We start from the raw sequence: 23481 nt of genomic DNA, 5'->3' as shown, positions 1-23481 counted from the left end.
AGGCAACCCTGTCATGCGCACCACCCATCTGCTCTACCTGCACGGCTTTCGCTCTTCGCCGTCCTCTGCCAAAGCACAAAAGACGGCCGCCGCCGTGGCCAGCCGCCACCCTGGTGTGACCTGGCTGTGCCCGGCACTTCCGCCATCACCCCGGCAGGCGATGAACGAGGTGTTGCAGGCCGTTGCCGATTGGCCGCACGAGTCCATGGCGGTGATGGGCTCGTCGCTGGGCGGCTTTTATGCCACCTGGCTGGCCGAGCGTCTGGGCTGCAAAGCGGTGCTGCTCAACCCCGCCGTCCACCCGGCCCGCGACCTGGCTGCACAGATTGGTGAACACACCTTATGGCACGACCCGCAGCAACACTTCACCTTTGACCAGTCGCATGTGGACGAACTCAAAGCCCAGGAAATTGCCCGCATCAGCCTGCCCGGGCGCTACTTTGCGGTGATCGCCAAGGGCGACGAGGTGCTGGACTGGCGCGAGATGCTGGCCCATTACCCTGGGGCCACCGTCAAACTGCTGCCCGGTGGTGACCACGCGCTGAGTGACTTTGACCAGCATCTGGATCAGGCGCTGGACTTCCTCCAGCTGGCCTGAGTGCGTTGAAAAATCAGCGGGCTTTACGCACGGTAAAGCCGAAGACCCATTTGGGGCATGGGTAGGTCTTTGTCGTCAATCGGATTTTTTGTCACATGCACGCGATCAGCGTGATGTTGCAGACCGACTTTTCTTGACCTGCATTTCCGCACACAAATCGTAGAGCTGTTGCGCTGCCGGTGACAGCAGCGAAGAACGCCGCCGGATCAGCCCCATCTTGCGCTTCACCACCGGGTCGACCAGCGGAACGCTGACCAGCAACGGGTGGTCTTTGGACGGCATGGCCATGGCCGGCACCACCGCCACACCCAGTCCGGCTTCCACCAAGCCAATCGTGGTAGTGCCGTGCTGGGTTTCGTACAGGCTGTGTGGCTGGAGCGGCAAACCAGCCAGCGCCTGATCCAGCAGCAGCCGGTTGCCCGAGGACTTGCCGACAGTGATGTAGTCGTACTCGGCCAATTCGGCCCAGCGCACCTGCTTCTTGCTGGCCAGCGGGTGGTCGCGGCGGCAAGCGGCCACAAACTGCTCTTCCAGCAGGGGTTCAAACTCCACATCGTTCTCTTGTGCCCCCATGAAATTCAGGCCAAAGTCGGCCTCACCCCGGGCCACGGCGATCAACACCTCATTGGCACTGTCATCAATGATCTTGACCCGAATTTTCGGAAATCGCTCGTGGTAAAGCGTGATCACCCGTGACAAAAAATAGTTCACCGCCGAGGGCACACAGGCCACCGTAACCTCCCCCATGCGGGTCGCCGCCACGCCCCGAATCCCCAGTAGCGTGGTGTCAAGCGCATCCAGAATCTGCCGCAGCTGGCGTTCAAAATCGCGCCCCACGGTGGTCAGGTTGACCCGCCGTGTGGTGCGCTCCAGCAGGCGCACCCCCAAGGCCTGCTCCAGTTTGTCAATGCGGCGGCTGAAGGCCGGCTGCGAGATGTGCACCGACTCGGCCGCCTTGCGAAAACTGCCCAGCTCAGCCACGGCCTTGAAGGCCATCAAATCATTCAAATCAAAGTTCATCGCCATGGGAGTTTCCTCTTTTTAATTGATGCGTATTGTGGATCAATCCATCTTAAATATGCAATTCACAAACAGTCTGGCTTGTTCGATCATTCGCCCCATGCCATGCCATCCTTCAAAGAAAGGGCACAAAGCTTGAGCAATAACCAACCTGGAGACAACGCTTCATCATGAAACATCAAACCCTTTTCCCCAAAGCGTGCGCCACACTGTCGCTGCTGGCCTGCGCCTGTACCGCCAGTGCCCAAAGCACCTTGACCCTTTATGGCATCACCGATGCCAGTGTGCGCTACACCGACGGCCTGAGCGCCAGCAATGCGGCGGCGGTCGGCTCGGCCAGTGCCATCAGCAGCGGGGTCAACAACACCAGCCGTTTCGGCTTGCGGGGCAATGACGATCTGGGTGGTGGCCTGTCCGCAATTTTCAATCTGGAAACCGGCATCAACCTGGACACCGGCGCACAAGCCAGTGCCACCAAGCTGTTTGATCGAGCCGCCTACGTTGGCCTGACAGCCAACTGGGGAACGCTCACGCTGGGTCGCCAGACCACGGTATTGGCCGACGCGCTGGGGCCAGTAGACCCGCTGGGTGTGCGGTTTGCCGGGTTCAACCCCAACGTTGGCATCGCTGCCCTGAGCGCACACGGCCTGGGCATTGAGTACGGCCCATCCGGGGCCAGCACCGGTGCCTATCGGCTTGACAACTCTGTCAAATATTCAGGCAAGTTCAGCGACTTCACCGTGCGGGCCATGCACGCCTTCGGTGAACAAGCCGCCAGTTCATCAGCCCTGTCTTCCTCAGGCTTGGGCATGAGCTACCAAGCCGCTGATGTTGCGGCAACCCTGGGTTATGCCGAATTCAAAAGTGCAAGCAACCTTCAGCTCAAAGCCTACGTGGCAGGTATCAGTGGCAAGTTGGGTTCAACCAAGGTTTCACTGACCTATGGCCGCCACGAAGCGGAGACCACACTCACGGCCAAAACACGCAACACCACCTTGGGCCTGGGCGGAACCCTGCCACTGAGTTCCAGCGTTGACCTGATCCTGGCGCATTACCGCGTCAATCGAACCCGTACCACCACCTTGGTGGATGACGGCTACAACCGCACCGTGGCTTTTCTGGAATACAAGCTTTCCAAGCGCACCAAGCTTTACGCGGAGCTGGACCAAACCCACTGGCAAACCGGTTATGTGGCAGCAAGCTTGCCCGACTCAGCCACAGGCCTGTCCCTCGGGTTGGTGCATAACTTCTAAAGCTGAGCAGCGTTGACAACCCATAACACCAGGAGACAAAACATGAACCTCAATTTCACCCCCCGCATCACCACCACATGCATCAAGGCACTGACCAGTCTAATCAGTTGCGCCGCACTGTCCGCGCCTCTGGCAGCACTGGCACAAGCGCCCATCGTCATCAAGTTCTCCCATGTCGCGGCGGTGGACACCCCCAAAGGCCAGGCTGCTGAATACTTCAAGAAGATTGTGGAAGAGCGCACCAAGGGCAAAGTGAAGGTCGAGGTGTTTGCCAACAGCACCTTGTTCAAAGACAAAGAGGAGCTGGAAGCCCTGCAGATCGGATCGGTACAAATGCTGGCCCCCGTGCCAGGCAAGTTTGGCCCCCTGGGCGTGAAGGAGTTTGAGGTGTTTGACTTGCCCTACATCTTCAAGGACATCGAAGCCGTGCACCGCTTCTCACGCGGCCCGGGCGGAGCCAGCCTGCTGAAAAAACTCGACTCGCGTGGCGTGACCGGCTTGGCCTACTGGGACAACGGTTTTCGCGTGATGAGCGCCAACAAACCGATCCACACCCCGGCGGACATGAAGGGGCTGAAGATGCGCATCAACTCCAGCAAGGTGAACGCTTCCATCATGAAATCGGTCGGCGCACAGCCGCAAAGCCTGGCTTTCTCCGAGGTCTACCAGGCCCTGCAAACCGGCGTGGTGGATGGCACCGAAGGCCCCTTGTCCAACCTCTACACACAAAAGCAGTACGAGGTGCAAAAACACATCACCCTGAGCTACCACACCATCAGCAACTATGTGGTGGTGGCCAACAAGAAGTTCTGGGATGGTCTGCCCGCTGACATCCGCAGCACGCTGGAGACCGCCATCAAAGATGCCACCACCTACAACGACAGCGTGGCGGAAAAAGACGAAGCTTCCGCACTCGCTGCCATCAAGGCCTCTGGCAAATCCACCGTTTATGCCCCCACCGCTGCCGAGATGGATGCCTGGGCCAAGGCCATGCAATCGGTGCATGCCGAAATGGCCGACCGCGTCGGCGGCAAAGCCTTCATCGACTCGGTAAGCGCTGCTTCCGCGAAATAAACCCTGGTCCAGCCTCCACCGTTTGGGTGTCCCTTGCCGGATCACCCGGGCGGTAGCTTGCCTCCCCCTCGACTGGAGCCTCTCCATGAAACTTCTTGACCGACTCGAAGAACTGCTGATTGCGTTCCTCATTTCCGGTGCCACGCTGGTGATCTTCGCCGCCGTCGTGCACCGCTTCCTGGCCTCCTGGAATATCCCGCTGATCCAGGACCTGGCTTTGCAAATCAACATGTCCTGGGCGCAGGAACTGTGCATCATCATGTTTGTCTGGATGGCCAAGTTTGGTGCCGCCTACGGGGTGCGCACCGGCATTCACGTCGGAGTGGATGTCGTGATTAACCGGCTCAGTGACAACAAACGCCGTCATTTTGTGCTGTTTGGATTGCTCTCTGGCGCAGTATTCACCGTGATCGTGGCCGCACTGGGGGTGAGTTTTGTCTGGGAAAACGGCGCACATTACGCCGTCATGCACGTGTTGGGTCAAGCTTCCCCCGACCTGTTTCCCGGCCCCACCACGCCTGATCTGGAATGGCAAACCTGGGTGGTCTATTCGGCCATCCCACTGGGCACGGCGCTGATGTGTTTCCGCTTTTTGCAAGTGGCCTACACCTTTGCCCGCACTGGCGAGTTGCCGCACCACGACCATAGCCATGTCGATGGCCTCGACGAGATCGACATCACCGATGAATTTCACCCCCATGAGGTGCACAGCGCACAAGCCGCCACCGCCAAAGGGAGCAAATAGCCATGAGTACCGCTGTCATTTTGTTTCTGCTGATCGCGCTGATGCTCACGGGCATGCCGATCTCGATTTCGCTGGGCCTGACCGTCCTGTCCTTCCTTTACCTGTTCACCCAGGTGCCGATTGAGTCGGTGGCACTCAAGCTGTTCACCGGCATCGAGAAGTTCGAGATCATGGCGATTCCGTTCTTCATCCTGGCGGGCAACTTTTTGACGCACGGTGGTGTGGCCCGGCGCATGATCCACTTTGCCACCAGCATGGTGGGACACTTCTACGGTGGCCTGGGACTCGCCGGTGTGCTGGCCTGCGCCCTGTTTGCGGCCATCTCGGGCTCTTCGCCCGCCACCGTGGTAGCGATTGGCTCGATTCTGCTGCCCGCCATGGTCAAGGCCGGTTACCCGATGAAGTTCGGCGCGGGTGTGGTCACCACTGCGGGCGGCCTGGGCATTCTGATCCCGCCGTCGATTGCCATGATCATCTACGCCGTGGCCACCAACTCGTCGATTGGTGCGCTGTTCATGGCCGGGGTGATTCCCGGCCTGCTGCTGGCCGTGTTGCTGGGGTTGACCACCTGGCATATCGCCCGCAAAAACAACTACCCGCGCCAGCGCAAAGCCAGTTGGGCCGAGCGCGGACGCGCCCTGCGTGAAGCCATCTGGGGCGTGCTGCTGGTGGTGCTGGTGATGGGTGGCATCTACTCCGGCATCTTCACCCCCACCGAAGCCGCGGCCGTGGCGGCGGTCTATGCTTTTGTGATTGCCCTGTTTGTCTACAAAGACATGCGCTTCAAAGACGTGACCCAGGTGCTGATTTCATCGGCCAACATGAGCGCCATGCTGCTCTACATCATCACCAACGCGGCGCTGTTCTCGTTTTTGATGTCTTACCAGCACGTGCCGGAAGAAATGGCGGGCTGGATGCTGTCACAAGGGCTCGGGCAAATTTCGTTCCTGCTGATCGCCAACATCCTGCTGCTGGCGGCGGGCAACTTCATGGAGCCGTCCTCGATCATCCTGATACTGGCCCCGATCCTGTTCCCGATTGCCATCAAGCTCGGCATCGATCCGATCCACTTCGGCATCATCATGACGGTGAACATGGAAATCGGCATGTGCCACCCACCGGTTGGACTGAACCTGTACGTGGCCTCGGGCATCACCAAGATGGGCATCACCGAACTGACCGTGGCCGTCTGGCCCTGGCTGCTGACCATGCTGGCCTTCCTGGTGCTGGTGACTTACTGGGCCCCGCTCTCCACCTGGTTGCCCAAAACACTCGGAATGATGTAATAAATCGTGCTCTAACCCTTATAAATCATGCGCAAGCAGCTCACTTTTTAATACTGGAAACACACCCATGAACCTGACCGACTGGATTGGCCGCAGCGAGTCTGTCTGCGACACCGCCACCCCCACGCCCTACGCCGCGCTGTCGGCCACCTTTGACCGTGAAGCCACCCGTCCGCCAGCCGGCACAGCGCTGCCGCCGCTGTGGCACTGGTTGTACTTCTTGCCGCTGTACCGCCAGTCCGAGATTGGTGCTGACGGCCACGCCAAGCGTGGCGGCTTTCTGCCCCCAGTGCCGCTGCCCCGTCGCATGTGGGCGGGCAGCCAGTTCACTTTTCACCAGCCGCTGCGCATTGGTGATGCCTTGGAGCGCACCTCCACCATCGCGGACGTGACCGAGAAATCCGGTCGCACCGGCAAGCTGGTGTTTGTCAAGGTGCGCCATGAGATCCGCCGCGAAGGAGAGTCCGACATCGCACTCACCGAGTTTCACGACATCGTTTACCGCGAAGCCGCCCGGCCCGACGACGTGGCACCGCCGCCGAAAGCCGCACCGACAGCCGCGACTTGGGAAAAGCAGTGGGTGCCTGACGACGTGCTGCTGTTTCGCTACTCGGCACTCACCTTCAACGGCCACCGCATCCACTACGACCGCAAATACTTGACCGAGGTCGAGGGCTACCCTGGCCTGATCGTGCACGGCCCGATGGTGGCCACGCTGCTGCTGGACTTGCTGCGCCACCAGATGCCCGCTGCCCAGGTGCTGCGCTACGAGTTCCGCGCCGTGCGCCCGGTGTTTGACATCCATCCCTTCTATGTCTGCGGCGAACCCTCGGCTGACGGCAAAACCATCCATCTGTGGGCCAAAGACCATGAAGGTTGGCTGACCATGGATGCCACCGCGGTCATCGCCTAAGGAGCCACCATGCAACCTCTCAAAGGCATCACCGTCGTGACCCTGGAGCACGCCATTGCCGCGCCGTTTGCCACGCGCCAGCTGGCCGACCTGGGCGCACGGGTCATCAAGATTGAGCGCCCCGGCGTGGGTGACTTTGCCCGGAGCTATGACAACCGGGTTCGTGGCATTGCCTCGCACTTTGTCTGGACCAACCGCAGCAAGGAAAGCCTTACGCTCGACGTGAAACACCCCGAGGCGCAAAAAATCCTCAAACGCATCATTGAGGAAGACACCGACGTGGTGGTGCAAAACCTGGCCCCTGGTGCTGCCGCCCGCCTGGGGCTGTCGTATGAAGCCCTGAGCGCGGTCAAACCCGGCATCATTGTTTGCGACATTTCCGGCTACGGCGACAACGGCCCCTACCGTGACAAAAAAGCCTACGACCTGCTGATCCAGAGCGAGGCCGGTTTTGTGTCGGTGACCGGCACCGAAGAAACGCCGTCCAAGGCCGGGCCGTCGATTGCCGACATTGCGGCCGGCATGTACGCCTACACCAACATCCTGGCCGCACTGATGCACCGCCAGCAGACCGGCCAAGGCCAGCACATCGACATCTCCATGCTTGAAGCCCTGACCGAGTGGATGGGCTACCCGCTGTACTACAGCCTGGACGGTGCCCCCCCACCCAAGCGCACCGGGGCCAGCCACGCCACCATTTACCCCTACGGCCCGTTCCCGGCGGGTGACGGCAAAACCGTGATGCTGGGTCTGCAAAACGAGCGTGAGTGGAAAGCCTTTTGTGAGCAAGTGTTGCAGCAACCCGAGTTGGCCACAGACGAGCGTTTTGCCAGCAACCCCAAGCGCGTGGCCCAGCGCAGCACGCTGTATGTCCTGATCGAGCAAGCCTTCGCCAGCCTGAGCGCCGCGCAAGTGGTGCAGCGCCTGGAAGCGGCACAAATCGCCAACGCCCAGGTCAACACCATGGCCGAGGTCTGGGCGCACCCGCAGTTGCAGGCGCGCCAGCGCTGGACCTCGGTGGACACCTCGGTCGGCACGGTGCCCGCCCTGCTGCCACCGGGCTCCTGGAGCAAGGGCGCACCCCGCATGGATGCGGTGCCCGCCCTGGGTCAGCACACCGACAGCATCCTGGCCACGCTGGGTTACAGCAAAGAGCAAGTTGCCGCACTGCGTGCCGAGGGGGCAGTGTGACCCCCCTCACCTACCTGTTTGTGCCAGGCAACCGGCCCGAGCGTTTTGCCAAGGCCCTGGCCAGCGGCGCGGATCGGGTGATTCTGGACCTGGAAGATGCCGTCGCTGTGGCCGACAAGGCTAAAGCGCGTACCGCCATTGCAGACTGGGTGGCCAGCCTGGCGGCAAAGGATGTGGAGCGGCTGCTGGTTCGCATCAACGATGTCACCAGCCCTTACCATGCTGATGATGTTTTATGGCTGCAGCGCACATGTATCAAGCGCAGCATGCTCTCAAAATGTGAATCACAAGAGCAGGTGGCACAGGTCTTGGCCCACATGCCAGCGGACTCCAGCGTGCTGCCGCTGATTGAAACCGTGCGCGGCGTGCTGGCCGCCAACGTGATTGCGCAGGCCGACCGGGTCGACCGGCTGGCCTTTGGCTCGCTGGACTACCTGCTTGACCTGGACCTGCCCGGCCCCGGCTTTGCGCTGGATGCTGCCGCCCTGGCGATTACCATGGCCTCACGCGCCGCCAACCTGCCGCCCCCGGTGGCGGGTGTCACACCCGAGCTGGACGCTGGCCAGGTGCAGCATGACCTGGCTCATGCCCGAGCCCTGGGCTTTGGCGCCAAGATGTGTATCCACCCGACCCAGGTTGCCGCCGTGCGGGAAGCGTTCAAGCCGGACGCGCAAACCCTCGCCTGGGCGCAGCGCGTACTCACCCAATGGCAGCAGTCCCACGGGGCGGGTGTCATCCAGGTCGACGGCAAGATGGTCGACAAACCGGTGCTGCTGCGCGCCGAACGCATTCTGGCTCTCGCTAGCCAATCCCTTTAACTTTGACAGACAAGGTAAACCTCATGGCCTCCACCATCATTGATTCCCGGATTTTTGGCGACATGTTCAGCGACGCACGTATGCGTCAGGTCTGGTCGGACGAAAACCGCACCGCCAAATACCTCGACATCGAACGCGCGCTGGCCAAAGTGCAGGGCGAGCTCGGCATCATCCCCCAGGAAGCGGCCCACGAAATCATCCGCAACTGCGAACTCTCCATGATCGACTGGGACCAGCTCAAGGCCAAGACCGAGCAGATTGGCTACCCGATCATTGCGGTGGTCAACCAGATCAACGCCAACTGCCGTCACCGGCTAGGCGAATACTGCCACTGGGGGGCCACCACCCAGGACATCACCGACACGGCTGCCGTGCTGCAAATGCGCGAAGGCCTGGCGCTGGTCGAGCAGTATCTGGCCGACATCTCGGACGCGCTGGCCACGCTGGCAAAGAAGTACCGCGACACCCCGATCATTGGCCGCAGCAACCTGCAGCAGGCCACCCCCATCACCTTTGGCTACAAGATGGCCAGCATTCTGGCGGGCATCGAACGCCACCGCGAACGCCTGAGCCAGCTCAAACCCCGGGTGCTGATGGGTGAGTTTGGTGGGGCTTCGGGCACGCTGTCGTCTTTGGAAAAAGGCGCGATGGAAACCCAGGCCGGCTTGATGCAAGAGCTGGGTCTGGCCCAACCCTTGATCTCCTGGCACACCGTGCGCGACACCATTGCCGAGGTGGGGGCCTTTCTCGGCTTGGTCGGTGGCTCGCTGGGCAAGATCGCCATGGACGTGAAGCTGCTGATGCAGACCGAAGTGGGCGAGGTGTTCGAGCCCTATGCGCCAGGGCGCGGTTCGTCGTCCACCATGCCGCAAAAGCGCAATCCCATCTCTTGCCTCTACATCCACGCCAACGTGTCGGTGGCACGCCAGCACGCTGCGGCCTTGATGGATGCCATGGTGGCCGACCATGAACGCTCCACCGGCCCGTGGGAAATTGAATGGGTGTCGCTGCCGGAAATCTTCTGCCTGATGTCGGGCGCGTTGAAACAAACCAAATTTGTGCTGCAAGGCCTGGAGGTGGATGCCGTGCGCATGCGTGCCAATATGGACATCACCAACGGCTTGGTCATGTCCGAGGCGGTGATGATGGGCCTGGGCCCCTACATTGGCCGCGAGTACGCCCATGATCTGGTCTACGACCTGTGCCGCCAGGCCTTGAAGGAGAACCGCCCGCTGATCGACATTCTGCAAGCCCACCCCGAGATCAACCCCCATGTGACCCGCGCCCAATTGGAGGCCATGTGTGACCCAGTGAATCACCTGGGTCAGGCCGGTGTGATGGTCGACCGGGTGCTGGCGGCACGCCAGGGAGCTTGACCCACCATGCCTACTCCTAATCAACAAGCTGCCGTGGACGTACTGGTGATCGGCGGTGGCAACGCCGCCCTGTGCGCCGCCCTGATGGCGCGCGAGGCCGGTGCCAGCGTGCTGCTGCTGGAAGCCGCCCCGCGCGAGTGGCGCGGCGGCAACTCGGCCCACACCCGCAACCTGCGTTGTATGCACGACGCGCCCCAAGACGTGCTGGTCGATGCCTACACCGAAGAAGAGTATTGGCAAGACCTGCTCAAAGTCACCGGCGGACTGACCAACGAGCAACTGGCCCGGCGCGTGATCCGCGACTCCAGCACTTGCAGACCCTGGATGCGCAGCCACGGTGTGCACTTTCAGCCCTCACTCTCCGGGGCTTTGCACACGGCGCGTACCAATGCCTTTTTCATGGGCGGCGGCAAGGCCCTGGTCAACGCCTACTTTCGCAGTGCCGAAAAACTGGGCGTGCAGGTGCGCTACAACGCACCAGTGAACCGGCTGGAGATTGAGAACGGCCACTTTGTCGCCGCCCATGTCCACACCCAACATGCCGACGGCAGCGAAACATCCGAGCGCATCACCGCCCGCGCCTGTGTGCTGGCCGCTGGCGGCTTTGAGTCCAACCGCGACTGGCTGCGCGAAGCCTGGGGCACTAACGAGCGCGGCGAAACCCCGTCCGACAACTTCCTGATTCGCGGCACAAAGTTCAACCAGGGCGTGCTGCTGCGCCACCTGCTGAACGACCATAGGGCCGATGCCATTGGCGACCCCACGCAAGCCCACATGGTGGCCATCGATGCGCGTGCACCGCTGTACGACGGTGGCATCTGCACCCGCATCGACTGCGTCTCGCTGGGCGTGGTGGTGAACCGCGATGCCCAGCGTTTTTATGACGAGGGCGAAGACTTCTGGCCCAAGCGCTACGCCATCTGGGGCCGCCTGGTGGCCCAGCAGCCGGGGCAAACCGCTTATTCCATCATTGATGCCAAAGCCATTGGCCGCTTCATGCCACCGGTGTTTCCTGGGGTCAAGGCCAACACCTTGCAAGCGCTGGTGGACCAGCTCGGCCTGGACGGCCAGACCTTCATGCAAACACTCAACACCTACAACCAAGCCTGCCAGGCGGGCAACTTTGACCACACCGCGCTGGACAACTGCCACACCCAAGGCATCACACCCGCCAAAACCCATTGGGCCAGGCCCATCGACACCGCGCCCTTTTACGCCTACGCATTGCGCCCCGGTGTGACCTTCACCTACCTGGGCCTCAAGACCGATGAAACGGCCGCGGTGCGCTTCAACGATGTGCCCAGTGACAACCTGTTTGTGGCCGGTGAAATGATGGCTGGCAATGTGCTGGGCAAGGGTTACACCGCCGGGGTCGGCATGTCGATTGGCACGGCTTTTGGCCGTATAGCCGGGGTACAGTCTGCGCAAAAAGCTATCAAATCAGGAGCACATCATGCAAGTGCTTGAGACCTTGATTAAGGATGCCCGGCAACTCGCTGCTGGCCACGGCCCGGCCACCCCCGCCGTGGCTGAAGTGGCCCGGCAAATGCAAATCTGCAACGCCTGCCGCTACTGCGAAGGTTTTTGCGCCGTGTTCCCGGCCATGACACGACGGCTGGAATTTGCTGCCGCCGACGTGCACTACCTGGCCAACCTGTGCCACAACTGCGGGGCCTGCCTGCACGCCTGCCAGTACGCGCCGCCGCATGAATTTGCGGTGAATGTGCCACAAGCCATGGCGCAAGTGCGTGGTGAAACCTATGTGGCCTATGCCTGGCCTGCTGCTTTGGGCAAACTCTACCAGCGCAACGGCTTGACCCTGTCACTGGCGCTGGCCGCTGGCCTGGCGCTGTTTTTGCTGCTGGCGCTGGCCCTGAACGGCAGCCTCTGGGGCGGGGCATCGGCGGGGGACTTTTCCGGGCTGTTTCCGCACAACTTGCTGGTGTCTCTGTTTGCGCCGGTCTTCTTGTGGGCGGTCCTGGCCCTGGGGCTGGGTGTCACGCGTTTCTTGCGCGACGTATCACCTGCCACTTCGGGCCAAGCCATGGCCAGCGGGGATGCGCTGCAAGCCACACAGGATGTGCTCACGCTGAAGTACCTGGACGGCGGCCACGGTGAGGGTTGCCACAACGAAGACGATGCCTACACCTTGTCACGCCGCCGCGCCCATCACCTGACGTTCTACGGTTTCATGCTGTGTTTTGCCGCCACCAGCGTGGCCACGGTCTACCACTACGCCCTAGGCTGGCATGCGCCGTATGAGCTGCCCAGCTTGCCCAAGCTGCTGGGGGTGGCCGGTGGCATCAGCCTGCTGCTCGGCACGGCCGGGCTGTTCAAGCTCAAGCTGACACGCCATCCGCTGCACGGTGATGCAGCCCAGAAGCCCATGGACTACGGCTTTATCGCGCTGCTGTTTCTGACCAGCGCCAGCGGTCTGCTGCTGTGGCTGGCCCGCGGCACACCGGCACTGGCCTTGCTGCTGGCGCTGCACCTGGGTGTGGTGATGGCCTTGTTCGCCACCCTGCCCTACGGCAAGTTTGCCCACGGCATTTTCCGCAGTGCCGCCCTGCTGCGCTACGCGGTAGAAAAGCGCCAGCCAAATACTCTCGCTTTGGGAGACGACTGAGATGACACTCTCCATTCCCTGCGTGCTGATGCGCGCTGGCACCTCACGTGGCCCGTTCTTCCTGCGTGACTGGTTGCCCGAGGGTGATGAGGCGCGCAACCAGGCGCTGATTGGTGCCATCGGTGCCTCTGACCCGCTGCAGCTTGACGGCCTGGGGGGCGGCAGCACCCTCAACAGCAAGGTGGCCATCGTCTCCAAATCCACCCAGCCGGACTGCGATCTGGACTACCTGTTTGCCCAGGTCGGTGTCGGCCACCAGTCGGTGGACACCCGGCCCAACTGCGGCAACATGCTCTCGGGCGTGGTGCCATTTGCCCTAGACCAGGGCCTGATCCCGGCGCAAGACGGCCGCACCACCGCCCGCGTGTTCAATGTCAACACCGGCTCGCGCATCGACATCACCGTCTGCACGCCGGGCGGCCAGGTCACCTACGAAGGCGATGCCCGCATTGACGGTGTGGCGGGTACCGCCGCTCCGGTGCTGCTGAATTTTCTGGATGCCTGGGGTGCGGTCACCGGCCAGTTGTTTCCCACCGGTCAGCGTATTGACGTGATCGACGGCCTGGAGTTGACCTGTATTGACGCGGCCATGCCCCTGATGATTCTGCGCGCCACCGACCTGGGTCTGAGTGGGCGCGAACGCCCAGCCGAGCTGGATGCCAACGCCGCATTGTTGGCGCGCATTGAGGTGCTGCGGCTGCAAGCGGGCCAACGCATGGGCCTGGGTGATGTCTCCAACAGCGTGGTGCCCAAACCGGTGCTGGTGAGCGCAGGCGACAGCGCCCACAGCATCACTTCGCGCTACTTCACACCCCACAAGTGCCATGCCTCCCACGCCGTGACCGGGGCGATTGGCGTGGCCACGGCCTTTGCCTTGCCTGGCACGGTGGCCAGCGGTCAGGCCATGGCGGCAGGTCGGCACGCGCTGGTGGTGTTGCATCCGGCGGGCCAGATTGACGTGGAGGTCACGCTGCAAGGAGCAGGTGCACAGGCCAGCGTGCAAAGCGCCGCCCTGGTGCGCACGGTGCGCAAGATCATGCAAGGGGTGCTGCACCTGCCGAGCTATGTGTTCCCCCCGGCACCAACTGAAATGCCGGAAGCCATCGTGGCCCAGGGCCGTCGCCAGTTCCCACAAAAAGAAGTGCACATCATTGTGCCCACCAGCGCCGGGGGCGGCAACGACACCATGGCCCGCACTTTGACACGCAAGCTCGGCCCCCTGCTGGGTCAATCGGTGGTGGTGGACAACCGGGCCGGGGCCAACGGCACCATCGCCAGCGAATACGTGGCCGCCGCACAGGCAGATGGCCACACCCTGCTGTTTGGCTACATCGCCACCCACGGCATCAACCCGGCGCTGCAAAAGCTGCGCTACGACCCAGTGGCCGACTTTGCGCCGATTGGACTGATTGGCTACTCCCCCACCCTGCTGGTGGTGCCCGCTGAGCTGCCGGTGCATTCGGTGGAGGAACTGGTGCGCCTGCTGCGCAGTTCAGGCAGCCGCCTGAGCTATGCCTCAGCCGGTGAGGGCACCGTGCCCCACTTTGCCGCCGAACTGTTCAAGCTGCAAACCGGCACGCAGTTGCAGCGAGTGGACTTTTCCGGCGCAGCCCCGGCCATTGCCGACGTGGCCAGTGGCCTGGTGCAGGTGATGTTCCCCAGTCTGTTCACCGCCCAGCCTTACCTGCGCAGCGGCAAGCTCAGGGCGCTGGCCGTGGCCGGAGCCAGCCGACTGCCTGCGCTGCCCGAATTACCCACACTGCTGGAGGCCGGTGTGCCGGGGGTGGCGCTGACCCAGTGGTACGCCTTGTTTGCTCCGGCCAAAACCCCGGCTTCCGTGGTGCGCCAGCTCAACACGACACTCAACACCGTGCTGCAAGACCCCGAGATCGTCGCCCGCATGGAGGCCGACGGAGCGCGGGTGCAAACCTCATCACCCGGTGAGTTGCACGACCTGCTGATGGCCGAGAGTGAGAAGTGGCAGGCGGTGGTGTTGCAGGCCGGGTTGCGGCCAGAGGTGGTACTGGAAAGTTGAGCTTTTCCTTGGCTTGCCGTCAGACACGGGCAAACCACCCAACATTTTTGCTGTTTTGAGCTTCTAGCCCAAGTAAATTTGGCGCTAGCAGCTATAAATAAAATAGCAAATCAACAACCCAGTCCATTGAGCAGCTTCGGCTGGAGCAATAAGCCAGACCTATCCCGCCAGCTCAGTAACGCACCAGACTGCGGTAAACCAGCTTGGTGCTGCCCTCAGCCGGTACGCTGAGTTTCCAGACCGCCGTGTTGCTGGCTCCCTTGGTGTGGGGGTGGCTTTCGCTCAAGACCTGCCAGTCGCCCGGCATGGGCTCCTGCACGGTGACGGTGACGGCTTCTTTTTTGGCGTTTTTCAGCAGCACTTCATAGGCGCTCTCAAACATATAGTTGTATTTTCCCAGGCCACCCAGCTTTTTGAAATCGGTCTGCTTCTTGTCGGCGGTCACATCAAAGGCATCACCCAGCTTGAGGCGTACCTTTTCGTTCTTGGGGGTGTGGTCGACCCGGTCTTCACCGATGAACTGGGCGTTGCCCGCCTTGTCTTTCTTGTAGACGCGGATGATGCCCTTGGGCAGCGGCATGCCCAGGTGGGCACTTTCCTTGTTGTCAAACTCGACAAACACGGCCACCTTTATCTTCTGACCCAGCTCACCGTAGCTGCTCTGGTAGTAATAGTCGTTGCCCTTAAGCAACAGTTCCTTGCGCACCGGCACACCACTGGCCGACAGCAGCGAGACCTGCTTGGTCTGGTTCTCGGCAATGGTGGTGGGGCGGTTCAGGGTGTAGAGGTGGTATTCAAACAGCGACTCTTCGGCCATGTCGCTTCTGGCCTTGGCCATCGCAGGTGCCGGTGCCGCCATGACCATGGCGCGGCGCTCCAGTTGCGGTGTGACCTGGTTCACATCACCGGCCACCAGTTGCAGCTTGGCCTTGCGGTAGGTGGCCCCGCTGGTGTTGGTGAGGGTCACCCAGCCAGAGATGTCGAGTTGGTCATCGGCAGCGTTGAGTTCCACCACGTAATCAGCCTTCCAGGCCAAGCCGCCGGTCAGGTAGCTCAGTTCCACACTTTGCTGCGCCGCGCCGCTGTTGTCCAGCGACATGACCAGCGTCGGGCGGTCGCGCAGGTTGGTGGGCACATCGCCGTAGACGATGCGTCCCGGGATACCAGTCTCAATGCGCGAGCCGATCTTCAGCACCACGCCATCGTTGGCCGAAAGCACGTCCGCCTGCTCTGTGGTCTCGGTGCCGGTGGCCGGGTTGGTGCGGATGACGCTGACGCTACGGCCCACGTATTTCTCCAGCAGCTTTTGCGGTGTCAGCAGGTCAAAGTCAAAGTTCTGCTCCAGCACCGACAGGCTGCCGGGGGCGCTGGTGCTGCGCAGCAACGCCGTCTCGGGGCGCATGCGGGCACTGACATCACGAAAAGCCAGCGCCGACACACCGGGTTTGATCTGCAAGCTACGCTGATCCTTGATCAGGGCCAGGTTCTCGTTGTAGATGGTGACGGCGACTTCCTGCTGGTCGCTCAGGGTGCTGCGCTGCTCATCACTTTGCGCATAGGCGTTGGATAGCAGGGCCAGCATCAACAGGGAATAAACAAGAGTGCGTTGCATGGGGGGAGTTCTCCAGAAGAAAGGGGCGACGTGTGGCGTGGACTGTATGCCAAGCGCGAAGGGGCAGCAATAACCCTGCGGCGACCTCGCTGCACAGAATACATCTTGACCGTTATGGATCAAGGCTGGACTTGTGTTCTGGCCACCTCCCAAAAGCCCGCGCCAGCGGCGACAGTTTGGCCACATCCAGGCATGCCAGCCCCACCGTGCGTGGTTGCATCGGTAACAGAGATCGGTAAACCACCCCTTGCGGTGCATCAGGCAAGGCCAGCCGTGCCGCCATCGACACCGCCAGGCCACGCCGCACAAATTCCAGAATCGACACGATTTGCGTGAAGTGGTACAGCACCTGGGGGCGTGCGCCATGCTTTTGCAGAATCGGCACGATGACCGGCCCGCCACCGGCTTCCGACAGCACAAAATCCAGCCCCGTCAAGGCGCTGATGGGCACGGCGTCATACGCCGCCAAGGGGTGACCCATTGGCACAATCGCCACAAACTCGTCTTGCACCAGCGGCAAGACCTCAAAGCGCTCATCTGGGTCCACCACAAAACCAAGTTCCACCCGCTTTTGCAGCAGCCACTGGTCGACCACCTCGTCACTTTCTTCCTCAATACGCACCTGTACCTGAGGGTGGGCCTTTTTGAAAGTTTCCAGCCAGGGCGGCAGCAAATGTGTGGTGGAAGTCGGACCAAAGGAGCCAATACGCAGCGTGCCGGTTTTCAGCTCACGTGCGTCCACGGCCTCTTGTGCCATGGTGGCGGCCAGTGCGGTCATCTCACGGGCACGCCGCAAGAGACGATCCCCAGCATCGGTCATACGCACGCCAGAGGCATCACGCTGTGCGAGCCTGATGCCAAACTGTTTCTCCAGTGCACGCAGTGCATGGCTGACGGCAGACTGGGTGGTACCCAATCGCATGGCCGCACGCGAAAAGCTTTGACATTCGGCCAAGGCGATCAGAACTTCCAGCTGAACCAGGGTCATGATGAGTAAATGCTCATTTGAAAGTGAAGATATTAACCATTAATCTCATGTTCAATTTCACTTTGACGCATCACAATGACCGTGACCCACCCCCCTCTCGCCACCCCTCGACTGATGGGCCTGTACCTGCGCTTGACCTGCGTGCCCGCCATCTGGGGCGGCACCTTCATCGCGGGCCGTATCGTCTCAGCCCATGTACCGGCTGCCAGTGCAGCGTTTATCCGTTTTGTGCTGGCCTCATTGGCGCTGTTGCTGGCGCTGCACCTGTCGCACGGGCTGCGCACACTCACCCAGATCACCCGCCGCCAACTGTTGGGCACCATGGCGCTGGGGGCCACCGGCATCTTGGCCTACAACCTGTTTTTCTTCCATGCGCTGGCGAACATGCCTGCAGGTCGAACATCGCTGATCGTGGCGCTCAACCCGGCGATCACGCTGCTGGCCGCTGCCGTGCTGCTGGGTGAACGTCTGTCACCCATCCGCTGGCTGGGCGTGGGTTTGGCGCTGCTGGGCGTGTGGATTGTGGTCACCCACGGCGACCTGTCACAACTGATGTCATCGGTGGGCCAGGGTGAGCTGTCCATGCTGGGTGCGGTTTGCGCCTGGGCGGCTTATACGCTGATAGGTCGGCGCGTGTTGCAAGGCTTGTCACCCCTGTTGGCCACGCTGTGGGCCTCCATGTGGGGGGCCCTGTTTCTGGGGGTGCTGGCGGTGCGTGATCTGCCCACGTTGCCATCGAGCGCTTTCACCGCCAGCGTGTGGGCCAGTCTGGTCTTCCTGGGCGTACTGGGCACCGCCGTGGGGTTTGTCTGGTATTACGAAGGCATCACCAAGCTGGGCGCGGCGCGCACCGTGGTGTTCAACAACCTGGTGCCAATTTTTGGTGTGTTGCTGGGATGGCTGGTGCTGGACGAGTCGGTCAGCACCAGCGTGATCCTGGGGGGCGGCATGGCCATTGCGGGTATTTTTCTGGTGAACCGCGTCAAGGCCTCACCACCAAATTAACTTTCTCTGGCTTCCAGCAGCACCCTGCTGCGTGCCTCCAGCCCACCAATCAACACATCCACCCAGGCCTCAAAACCGGTATCCAGCGGGTTGTCCATGCCGCCTGTCCAACGCATCAAAAAGGCGTGGTTCGCCAGCTCGGACTGGTGGCGGGCCAGGGCCGGACAACGTGCCGGGTCAATGCCTTCAACCTGGGCACGACAGGCCTGTCCCCAGGCGCTGTCCGGCCCGGCCGGTGCGGTGGACAACTCCAGCGTGGCAAAACCGCACATGGCGGCCACCACCACGTTCACAGCATCCACCAAAGCCTGGCCGTCAAAATGGGCTTCTTCCAGTGCGGCCACGATGTGCTCCATCAACGCGGTATCCAAGGTGGCGTTGCAGCCCAGCTCATTGGCCACGGCGGGGGCCAGATGCGGGTGCTGGCGCAGGGTTGCCCGAAAACGCCGTAGCACGGTTTGAATACGCAGCTGCCAGCTCCCCGGTGGCATGGCCTGGGCCACATCCGCCAACGCGATGGACAACGCACCATACACCAGGTCTTCACGGCTGGCCACATGCCAATAAATGGCAGCAGGGGCCACACCCAGCTGGGTAGCCAATCCACGAATGCCAAATGCGGCCAGACCTTGGGCATCAATCAGCGCCAGCGCCGCCTGAAAAATCCGCTCCCGCCCGAGTGCCCCGGTCTCGGGTAAAGCCGATTTGCGGGGGCGGCCCACCTTGCCAGGGCGTGCTGCCGGAGGAGCCTGTGGGGTGGTTATTGGCGTGTGGCGAGGTTGGGACATCAGCATATTTTAGTTTTATTGACCCGTGTTTAATTTATTATTGAACATCGATCAATTTTTTTCTAGAATCCGCCAAACCCACCACGAAGGAGACTTGCCCATGCCGATTCCCGCAACCCCCGCCCCCGGCCAGTTTGAAGGCGGTTGCGCCTTTGCCGATGGGGCCTACGTACCCCTGTCAGAGGCCAAAATTTCCCTGTTTGACTGGGGCTTCACCCGTTCGGATGTCACCTATGACGTGGTCAGCACCTGGCAGGGCGCGTTCTTCCGGCTGGATGACCATCTGGATCGTTTTTTTGTCAGCCTGGAAAAGATGCGCCTGACCCTGCCCTACAGCCGCGCCGAGCTGCGCGACATCTTGCACGGCTGCGTGCGTGCCGGTGGGCTGCAGGATGCGTATGTGGCCATGATCTGCACCCGGGGTGTGCCGCCCAAGGGCGCACGTGACCCACGCATGGCGCAAAACCGCTTTTACGCCTACGCCGTGCCGTATGTGTGGATTGCCTCGCGTGACAAGCAGTTGCAGGGTATTGACCTGCATGTGAGCCAGCGCATCCGCATTGCGCCGGAGTCGGTCGATCCCACGGTGAAAAACTACCACTGGATGGATCTGGTGCAGTCGCTCTTGGATGCCTATGACCAGGGTCGGGACACCAGTTGTGTGGTGGATGCACAGGGCAACATCATGGAAGGGCCGGGCTTCAACGTGTTCATGGTCAAAAACGGGGTGGTGCACACCGCCAACCGGGGTGTGCTGGAAGGCATTTCGCGGCGCACCGTGATTGAGCTGTGTGAGCGACTCGGCATCCCGCTGGAAATTGCGCCGATTCCGCTGGCCGAATTTCGCCAGGCTGACGAGGTGTTTCTGAGTTCCACCGGCGGCGGGGTGCTGCCAATTGCCAAGCTTGACGGTCAGCCACTGGCGCATTTCCCTGGCCCGATCACCGGGCGTTTGTCCGATGCCTACTGGTCCCTACACGACGAAGCGGCTTACCGCGACCCGGTGAATTACAGCGGCTGACCCAGCCTCTGTAGGTCTTGCGCCAACACCCGCGTGAGACTTCCCCCAACCCCGTCCGAGCTGGCCTGACCGGTGATGAGGGCTTCAACGCTGCGGGGGTTGGTAATGGGGAATTTGGTGGGTGTGGTCATTCGGGAGCAAGTCAACCGCCCCCCAGGTGTCAATCGTTTGGTTGAAGCTTGCTTATGCCGGATACACAACTATCTCAAAATATCATATGTACCAAGGTAAGTCAGTATCTTCAGTATCTCAACTTGTCACTCAATGGATAGAGTGACATAGGCGCTATCAATCCCTCCTTACCTTTCCCTCGCGCCTGTTCCTCTCTGTGCATCCCAAGCGAAAGGTAGATCAGCGCAGACCGAACCAGTTGAATTAAGCGTAACGTCCGCCGCTCAAGATCAGACCTGGAAATCACATGAGCCAATGTGTCGTAAAAGGGATCTGTGGCTGACCTAGTGGGCATCACCATGTCATGAACTTTCACATATTTATGTTCAAGATGATTCCGCAGATCGGCCAAAGCGCGGGAGTCCGGCTCTGTCGAATCCCGCATATCCTCTTCAAACAAATCTTTACTTAACCAAAACAAACCACGAAATGGCCAATTTTCTGATTTTGCAAAGTAGTCCCTGACCGGCCCGTTATCTTTGTCCCGCCAGATGGTTCTAAAGCTAACGCGTTTCTCTGGAATGCCAAGCGCAAGGTAGTGGTTCAGGAAGTAAGCAATTTTGTCGAGTGTCGAATAGGCCATCCGAAACGCAACTTTCACCTTTTCGATCGCCAGCCCATACACAGAATAGTCAAAGGTGCTGTAGATCAAAACCTCACGATCTGACAAATGCGGTTCATCTACCTGCATGCCTTCCCACAACATCCACCGCGCCGAAACAAAGCCCTGCTTGAGTTCGTTGAACATACCAACCACGATTGGCGGCTCACCATTCGCTGTGATGAAGTTTGGCAAGGTCATGACATCTCGCGCAGCAATTGAGGAAGCCTCAAGGTCATTCAACGGATTGAGAAACAGCACGTTATCGAGACACCAGCTGCGATACGCGCGCTCAATTGGCACCGACCCCATGTCCCAATCATCAGATTTGTATTCATGACGAATTGCCTCGATGTCATAGTGGTTCGATATCTGCTCTGCTGACCTAGAAAAAACGGAAGCAAGTTGAAAATCACCCAAATATGGAAACTTGGCGATAAGTTCCACCGCATTGATGAGGTCACTATAGGCGGACAAAGCAAACGCAGCTTCATGTCCAGGATCGTATAGCGCATTGGCGTAATACATCAGTCCACGCCCCCGGTTGGCGCGAGCCATCCAGAAGTTAGGATCTATTACCAGCGCTGTGCTCCAGTATGCGCGAGCCTCGACAAAACGCCCTAGCGTATTGAGTTGATTGGCGAGATTTGTCAATATCTGGCAGCGACGGATTGCATCCATCGCGTCGAATCCAGGGCTGTTCATTGCGCGCCGTAATAGAAACACCTGCTGGCCTACTTCCGGTTGTTCAAAATCCCAAACAGTGGCTGAATTGCCAAGCCGTTGCTGACCACGACATGCCCACGCATTTGCTCGAAAGTAATCAAGCAATGCTAAGTCCAATGCTTGAAGACCGCGCGCCTCCAACTCATCAGCAATAGAAAGTGCGTAACTGATCAGATCAATATTTCCTTCGTCAAGGGCTTGATCCACGAGCTGCCCGATCAAATCAAGCGCACGCTCGTTGGACAGACCACTAATCGCGGGTCTTTTGTTTGATTTGTGCATCATGCAAGCTTTAACTCGCCAACCACCTCGCCTACACCGCCTCCAGCGCCAGCAACTCCGCCACCGTCTGCCGCCGACGGATCAACCGGGGCTGGCCATCTTCCACCAGCACCTCGGGGATCAGCGGGCGCGTGTTGTAGTTGGAGGACATGGACGCGCCGTAAGCACCGGTGTCGTGTAACACCAGCAGGTCGCCGACCTGCGCCGGGGGCAAGGCACGTTGCAGCACCACGCCGCCTTCGCCCTGGGTGAATACGTCGCCAGACTCACACAGCGGGCCGCCAACCACCGTGTCTTGCGGTGTGCCGGTGGCGGGCGTACCGTCCGCATGGATGATTTCCATGCCGTGGAAGGCGCCGTACATGCTCGGGCGCATCAGGTCGCTGAAACCGGCATCCACCATCACAAACGGGTTGCGGCCCATTTGTTTGGTGGCGCGCACCTCGGCCACCAGCACGCCGGATTCGGCCACTAGGTAGCGGCCGGGCTCAATCTCCAGCGTGACCGGGTGGCCCAGCAAAGTGGCGATTTGAGTACGTGCCGCATCCCACAGGCTGAAGTAGTGCGCCGTGTCAATCGTTGGCGCATCGGCCTGGTAGGGAATCGACAAGCCGCCCCCGGCAGAGATGGCTGCCAAGTCCATGCCCTGGGCTTGGACGGTTTCCACCAGCTTGACCATGGCCCCACACACTTCCTGCAAATGGGCGTAATCCACGCCGGAGCCGATGTGCATATGTATGCCCATCAGCGTCAGGCCGTTGGCACGCACGCGCTCGCAGGCCAGCGGCAGGTCGGCGTGCCAAATGCCGTGTTTACTGTGTTCGCCACCAGTGTTGGTTTTGTTGCTGTGGCCGTGGCCAAAGCCGGGGTTGATGCGCAGCCACACCGGGTGGCCGGGGCTGACTGCGCCCAGCTGGTCGAGCATGTCGATTGAGCCGCAGTTCACCGGCACACCCAGCTCGGCCACGCGGGCCAGGGTGGCGCGGTCCAGCAGGTCGGCGGTGAAGACGATCTCGGCATGGCCTTGGTGTACGCCGGGGGTGAACCCTGCAGCCAGCGCACGCTCAATCTCGCCCAGTGACACCGAGTCGACCATCACACCCAAGCGTTTCATCAGCTTGAGGATATGGGTGTTGGAGTTGGCCTTTTGGGCAAAGCGAATCACGTCAAACTGGCGCAGGTTGGCGATTTGTCGCTCGATGGTGGCGGTGTCATACACCCACAAAGGGGTGCCGTGGGTGTGGGCCAAGCTGGCCAGGGTGGAGGGGGTAAAGGGGTTCATGGGGGGATCATGCCCCTTCACATCCATTCAATCAATACCATTTTTTTATTCAAATCATTCATTTTTGATA

At 60.8% G+C, this 23481-nt stretch carries 21 protein-coding genes; 14 read left to right on the top strand and 7 right to left on the bottom strand.

The window, feature by feature from the left end; all coding sequences use genetic code 11:
• The first annotated feature begins 13 nt into the window (after positions 1-13).
• Positions 14-598, top strand: a complete 585-nt coding sequence (locus LDN84_RS06375; protein ID WP_223909999.1) for a YqiA/YcfP family alpha/beta fold hydrolase — start codon at positions 14-16, stop codon at positions 596-598.
• A 105-nt stretch (positions 599-703) separates the two neighbouring features.
• Here the strand turns inward: LDN84_RS06375 and LDN84_RS06370 are convergent, their stop codons facing one another.
• Complete coding sequence (locus LDN84_RS06370; protein WP_223909997.1) at positions 704-1624, bottom strand: LysR family transcriptional regulator; 921 nt, start codon at positions 1622-1624, stop codon at positions 704-706.
• Between the two features lie 164 nt (positions 1625-1788).
• Here LDN84_RS06370 and LDN84_RS06365 point away from each other — a divergent pair, with 164 nt between their 5' ends.
• The 11 genes from LDN84_RS06365 to LDN84_RS06315 all read left to right on the top strand — a co-directional run bounded on the left by LDN84_RS06365 (position 1789) and on the right by LDN84_RS06315 (position 14935).
• Positions 1789-2871 carry a porin gene (locus tag LDN84_RS06365; protein WP_223909994.1) on the top strand — a complete coding sequence of 361 codons (1083 nt, stop codon included), beginning with the start codon at positions 1789-1791 and terminating at the stop codon, positions 2869-2871.
• A gap of 42 nt (positions 2872-2913) precedes the next feature.
• Positions 2914-3945: a DctP family TRAP transporter solute-binding subunit gene (locus LDN84_RS06360; RefSeq protein ID WP_223909991.1), complete on the top strand. Its 1032-nt coding sequence runs from the start codon at positions 2914-2916 to the stop codon at positions 3943-3945.
• 85 nt (positions 3946-4030) lie between these two features.
• Complete coding sequence (locus tag LDN84_RS06355) at positions 4031-4690, top strand: TRAP transporter small permease (protein ID WP_223909988.1); 660 nt, start codon at positions 4031-4033, stop codon at positions 4688-4690.
• A gap of 2 nt (positions 4691-4692) precedes the next feature.
• A complete protein-coding gene (locus LDN84_RS06350; RefSeq protein ID WP_223909985.1) occupies positions 4693-5976 on the top strand; it encodes a TRAP transporter large permease in 1284 nt (427 codons plus the stop codon).
• A 67-nt stretch (positions 5977-6043) separates the two neighbouring features.
• A complete protein-coding gene (locus LDN84_RS06345; RefSeq protein ID WP_223909981.1) occupies positions 6044-6889 on the top strand; it encodes an HTD2 family dehydratase in 846 nt (281 codons plus the stop codon).
• A 9-nt stretch (positions 6890-6898) separates the two neighbouring features.
• On the top strand, positions 6899-8080 hold the full coding sequence (locus tag LDN84_RS06340) for a CaiB/BaiF CoA transferase family protein (protein WP_223909978.1): 1182 nt from the start codon (positions 6899-6901) through the stop codon (positions 8078-8080).
• Entirely contained in the window at positions 8077-8898 is an 822-nt protein-coding gene (locus LDN84_RS06335) for an HpcH/HpaI aldolase/citrate lyase family protein (RefSeq protein WP_223909975.1), read from the top strand. The genes LDN84_RS06340 and LDN84_RS06335 overlap by 4 nt, the downstream gene beginning before the upstream one ends.
• A 23-nt stretch (positions 8899-8921) precedes the next feature.
• Positions 8922-10274, top strand: a complete 1353-nt coding sequence (locus LDN84_RS06330; protein ID WP_223909972.1) for a class-II fumarase/aspartase family protein — start codon at positions 8922-8924, stop codon at positions 10272-10274.
• A gap of 6 nt (positions 10275-10280) precedes the next feature.
• On the top strand, positions 10281-11741 hold the full coding sequence (gene tcuA / locus LDN84_RS06325; RefSeq protein WP_223909970.1) for an FAD-dependent tricarballylate dehydrogenase TcuA: 1461 nt from the start codon (positions 10281-10283) through the stop codon (positions 11739-11741).
• Complete coding sequence (gene tcuB, locus LDN84_RS06320; RefSeq protein ID WP_223909968.1) at positions 11728-12900, top strand: tricarballylate utilization 4Fe-4S protein TcuB; 1173 nt, start codon at positions 11728-11730, stop codon at positions 12898-12900. Before tcuA ends, tcuB begins: the two co-directional genes overlap by 14 nt.
• 1 nt (position 12901) lies before the next feature.
• Positions 12902-14935 (top strand): 4-oxalomesaconate tautomerase, encoded by a 2034-nt coding sequence (locus tag LDN84_RS06315; RefSeq protein WP_223909965.1) that lies wholly within the window; start codon positions 12902-12904, stop codon positions 14933-14935.
• A 172-nt stretch (positions 14936-15107) separates the two neighbouring features.
• Here LDN84_RS06315 and LDN84_RS06310 read toward each other — a convergent pair whose 3' ends face one another.
• Both LDN84_RS06310 and LDN84_RS06305 read right to left on the bottom strand, forming a co-directional pair.
• Complete coding sequence (locus LDN84_RS06310) at positions 15108-16547, bottom strand: DUF4139 domain-containing protein (RefSeq protein WP_223909962.1); 1440 nt, start codon at positions 16545-16547, stop codon at positions 15108-15110.
• Between the two features lie 112 nt (positions 16548-16659).
• A complete protein-coding gene (locus LDN84_RS06305) occupies positions 16660-17535 on the bottom strand; it encodes a LysR family transcriptional regulator (protein WP_223909960.1) in 876 nt (291 codons plus the stop codon).
• An 81-nt stretch (positions 17536-17616) separates the two neighbouring features.
• On the opposite strand from LDN84_RS06305, the gene LDN84_RS06300 reads away from it, so the two are divergent.
• A complete protein-coding gene (locus LDN84_RS06300; protein ID WP_317134830.1) occupies positions 17617-18540 on the top strand; it encodes a DMT family transporter in 924 nt (307 codons plus the stop codon).
• Here the strand turns inward: LDN84_RS06300 and LDN84_RS06295 are convergent.
• Positions 18537-19328, bottom strand: a complete 792-nt coding sequence (locus LDN84_RS06295) for a TetR/AcrR family transcriptional regulator (RefSeq protein WP_223909957.1) — start codon at positions 19326-19328, stop codon at positions 18537-18539. The genes LDN84_RS06300 and LDN84_RS06295 overlap by 4 nt on opposite strands.
• Positions 19329-19428: 100 nt before the next feature.
• On the opposite strand from LDN84_RS06295, the gene LDN84_RS06290 reads away from it, so the two are divergent.
• Positions 19429-20349, top strand: a complete 921-nt coding sequence (locus tag LDN84_RS06290) for an aminotransferase class IV (RefSeq protein WP_223909955.1) — start codon at positions 19429-19431, stop codon at positions 20347-20349.
• Here LDN84_RS06290 and LDN84_RS06285 read toward each other — a convergent pair.
• From LDN84_RS06285 to lysA, 3 genes are all read right to left on the bottom strand, one after another.
• Positions 20337-20480 (bottom strand): hypothetical protein, encoded by a 144-nt coding sequence (locus LDN84_RS06285; protein WP_223909952.1) that lies wholly within the window; start codon positions 20478-20480, stop codon positions 20337-20339. The two genes, LDN84_RS06290 and LDN84_RS06285, sit on opposite strands and share 13 nt — an antisense overlap.
• Positions 20481-20590: 110 nt before the next feature.
• Positions 20591-22129: an LA2681 family HEPN domain-containing protein gene (locus LDN84_RS06280; RefSeq protein ID WP_223909949.1), complete on the bottom strand. Its 1539-nt coding sequence runs from the start codon at positions 22127-22129 to the stop codon at positions 20591-20593.
• Positions 22130-22160: 31 nt separating this feature from the next.
• Positions 22161-23411, bottom strand: a complete 1251-nt coding sequence (gene lysA / locus LDN84_RS06275; protein WP_223909947.1) for a diaminopimelate decarboxylase — start codon at positions 23409-23411, stop codon at positions 22161-22163.
• Between the last annotated feature and the right edge of the window lie 70 nt (positions 23412-23481).

Source organism: Rhodoferax lithotrophicus (genome assembly GCF_019973615.1).
Lineage (GTDB): Bacteria > Pseudomonadota > Gammaproteobacteria > Burkholderiales > Burkholderiaceae_C > Rhodoferax > Rhodoferax lithotrophicus.
Note: the sequence above shows the minus strand (reverse complement) of the source record. Positions and strands in the feature narration are given on the sequence as shown.

Excerpts from the sequence above, each read along its gene's own strand:
- LDN84_RS06375 (WP_223909999.1), top strand. The coding sequence starts at position 14 with ATGCGCACCACCCATCTGCTCTACCTGCACGGCTTTCGCTCTTCGCCG.
- LDN84_RS06370 (WP_223909997.1), bottom strand. The coding sequence starts at position 1,624 with ATGGCGATGAACTTTGATTTGAATGATTTGATGGCCTTCAAGGCCGTG.
- LDN84_RS06365 (WP_223909994.1), top strand. The coding sequence starts at position 1,789 with ATGAAACATCAAACCCTTTTCCCCAAAGCGTGCGCCACACTGTCGCTG.
- LDN84_RS06360 (WP_223909991.1), top strand. The coding sequence starts at position 2,914 with ATGAACCTCAATTTCACCCCCCGCATCACCACCACATGCATCAAGGCA.
- LDN84_RS06355 (WP_223909988.1), top strand. The coding sequence starts at position 4,031 with ATGAAACTTCTTGACCGACTCGAAGAACTGCTGATTGCGTTCCTCATT.
- LDN84_RS06350 (WP_223909985.1), top strand. The coding sequence starts at position 4,693 with ATGAGTACCGCTGTCATTTTGTTTCTGCTGATCGCGCTGATGCTCACG.
- LDN84_RS06345 (WP_223909981.1), top strand. The coding sequence starts at position 6,044 with ATGAACCTGACCGACTGGATTGGCCGCAGCGAGTCTGTCTGCGACACC.
- LDN84_RS06340 (WP_223909978.1), top strand. The coding sequence starts at position 6,899 with ATGCAACCTCTCAAAGGCATCACCGTCGTGACCCTGGAGCACGCCATT.
- LDN84_RS06330 (WP_223909972.1), top strand. The coding sequence starts at position 8,922 with ATGGCCTCCACCATCATTGATTCCCGGATTTTTGGCGACATGTTCAGC.
- tcuA (WP_223909970.1), top strand. The coding sequence starts at position 10,281 with ATGCCTACTCCTAATCAACAAGCTGCCGTGGACGTACTGGTGATCGGC.
- tcuB (WP_223909968.1), top strand. The coding sequence starts at position 11,728 with ATGCAAGTGCTTGAGACCTTGATTAAGGATGCCCGGCAACTCGCTGCT.
- LDN84_RS06315 (WP_223909965.1), top strand. The coding sequence starts at position 12,902 with ATGACACTCTCCATTCCCTGCGTGCTGATGCGCGCTGGCACCTCACGT.
- LDN84_RS06310 (WP_223909962.1), bottom strand. The coding sequence starts at position 16,547 with ATGCAACGCACTCTTGTTTATTCCCTGTTGATGCTGGCCCTGCTATCC.
- LDN84_RS06305 (WP_223909960.1), bottom strand. The coding sequence starts at position 17,535 with ATGACCCTGGTTCAGCTGGAAGTTCTGATCGCCTTGGCCGAATGTCAA.
- LDN84_RS06295 (WP_223909957.1), bottom strand. The coding sequence starts at position 19,328 with ATGTCCCAACCTCGCCACACGCCAATAACCACCCCACAGGCTCCTCCG.
- LDN84_RS06290 (WP_223909955.1), top strand. The coding sequence starts at position 19,429 with ATGCCGATTCCCGCAACCCCCGCCCCCGGCCAGTTTGAAGGCGGTTGC.
- LDN84_RS06285 (WP_223909952.1), bottom strand. The coding sequence starts at position 20,480 with ATGACCACACCCACCAAATTCCCCATTACCAACCCCCGCAGCGTTGAA.
- LDN84_RS06280 (WP_223909949.1), bottom strand. The coding sequence starts at position 22,129 with ATGCACAAATCAAACAAAAGACCCGCGATTAGTGGTCTGTCCAACGAG.
- lysA (WP_223909947.1), bottom strand. The coding sequence starts at position 23,411 with ATGAACCCCTTTACCCCCTCCACCCTGGCCAGCTTGGCCCACACCCAC.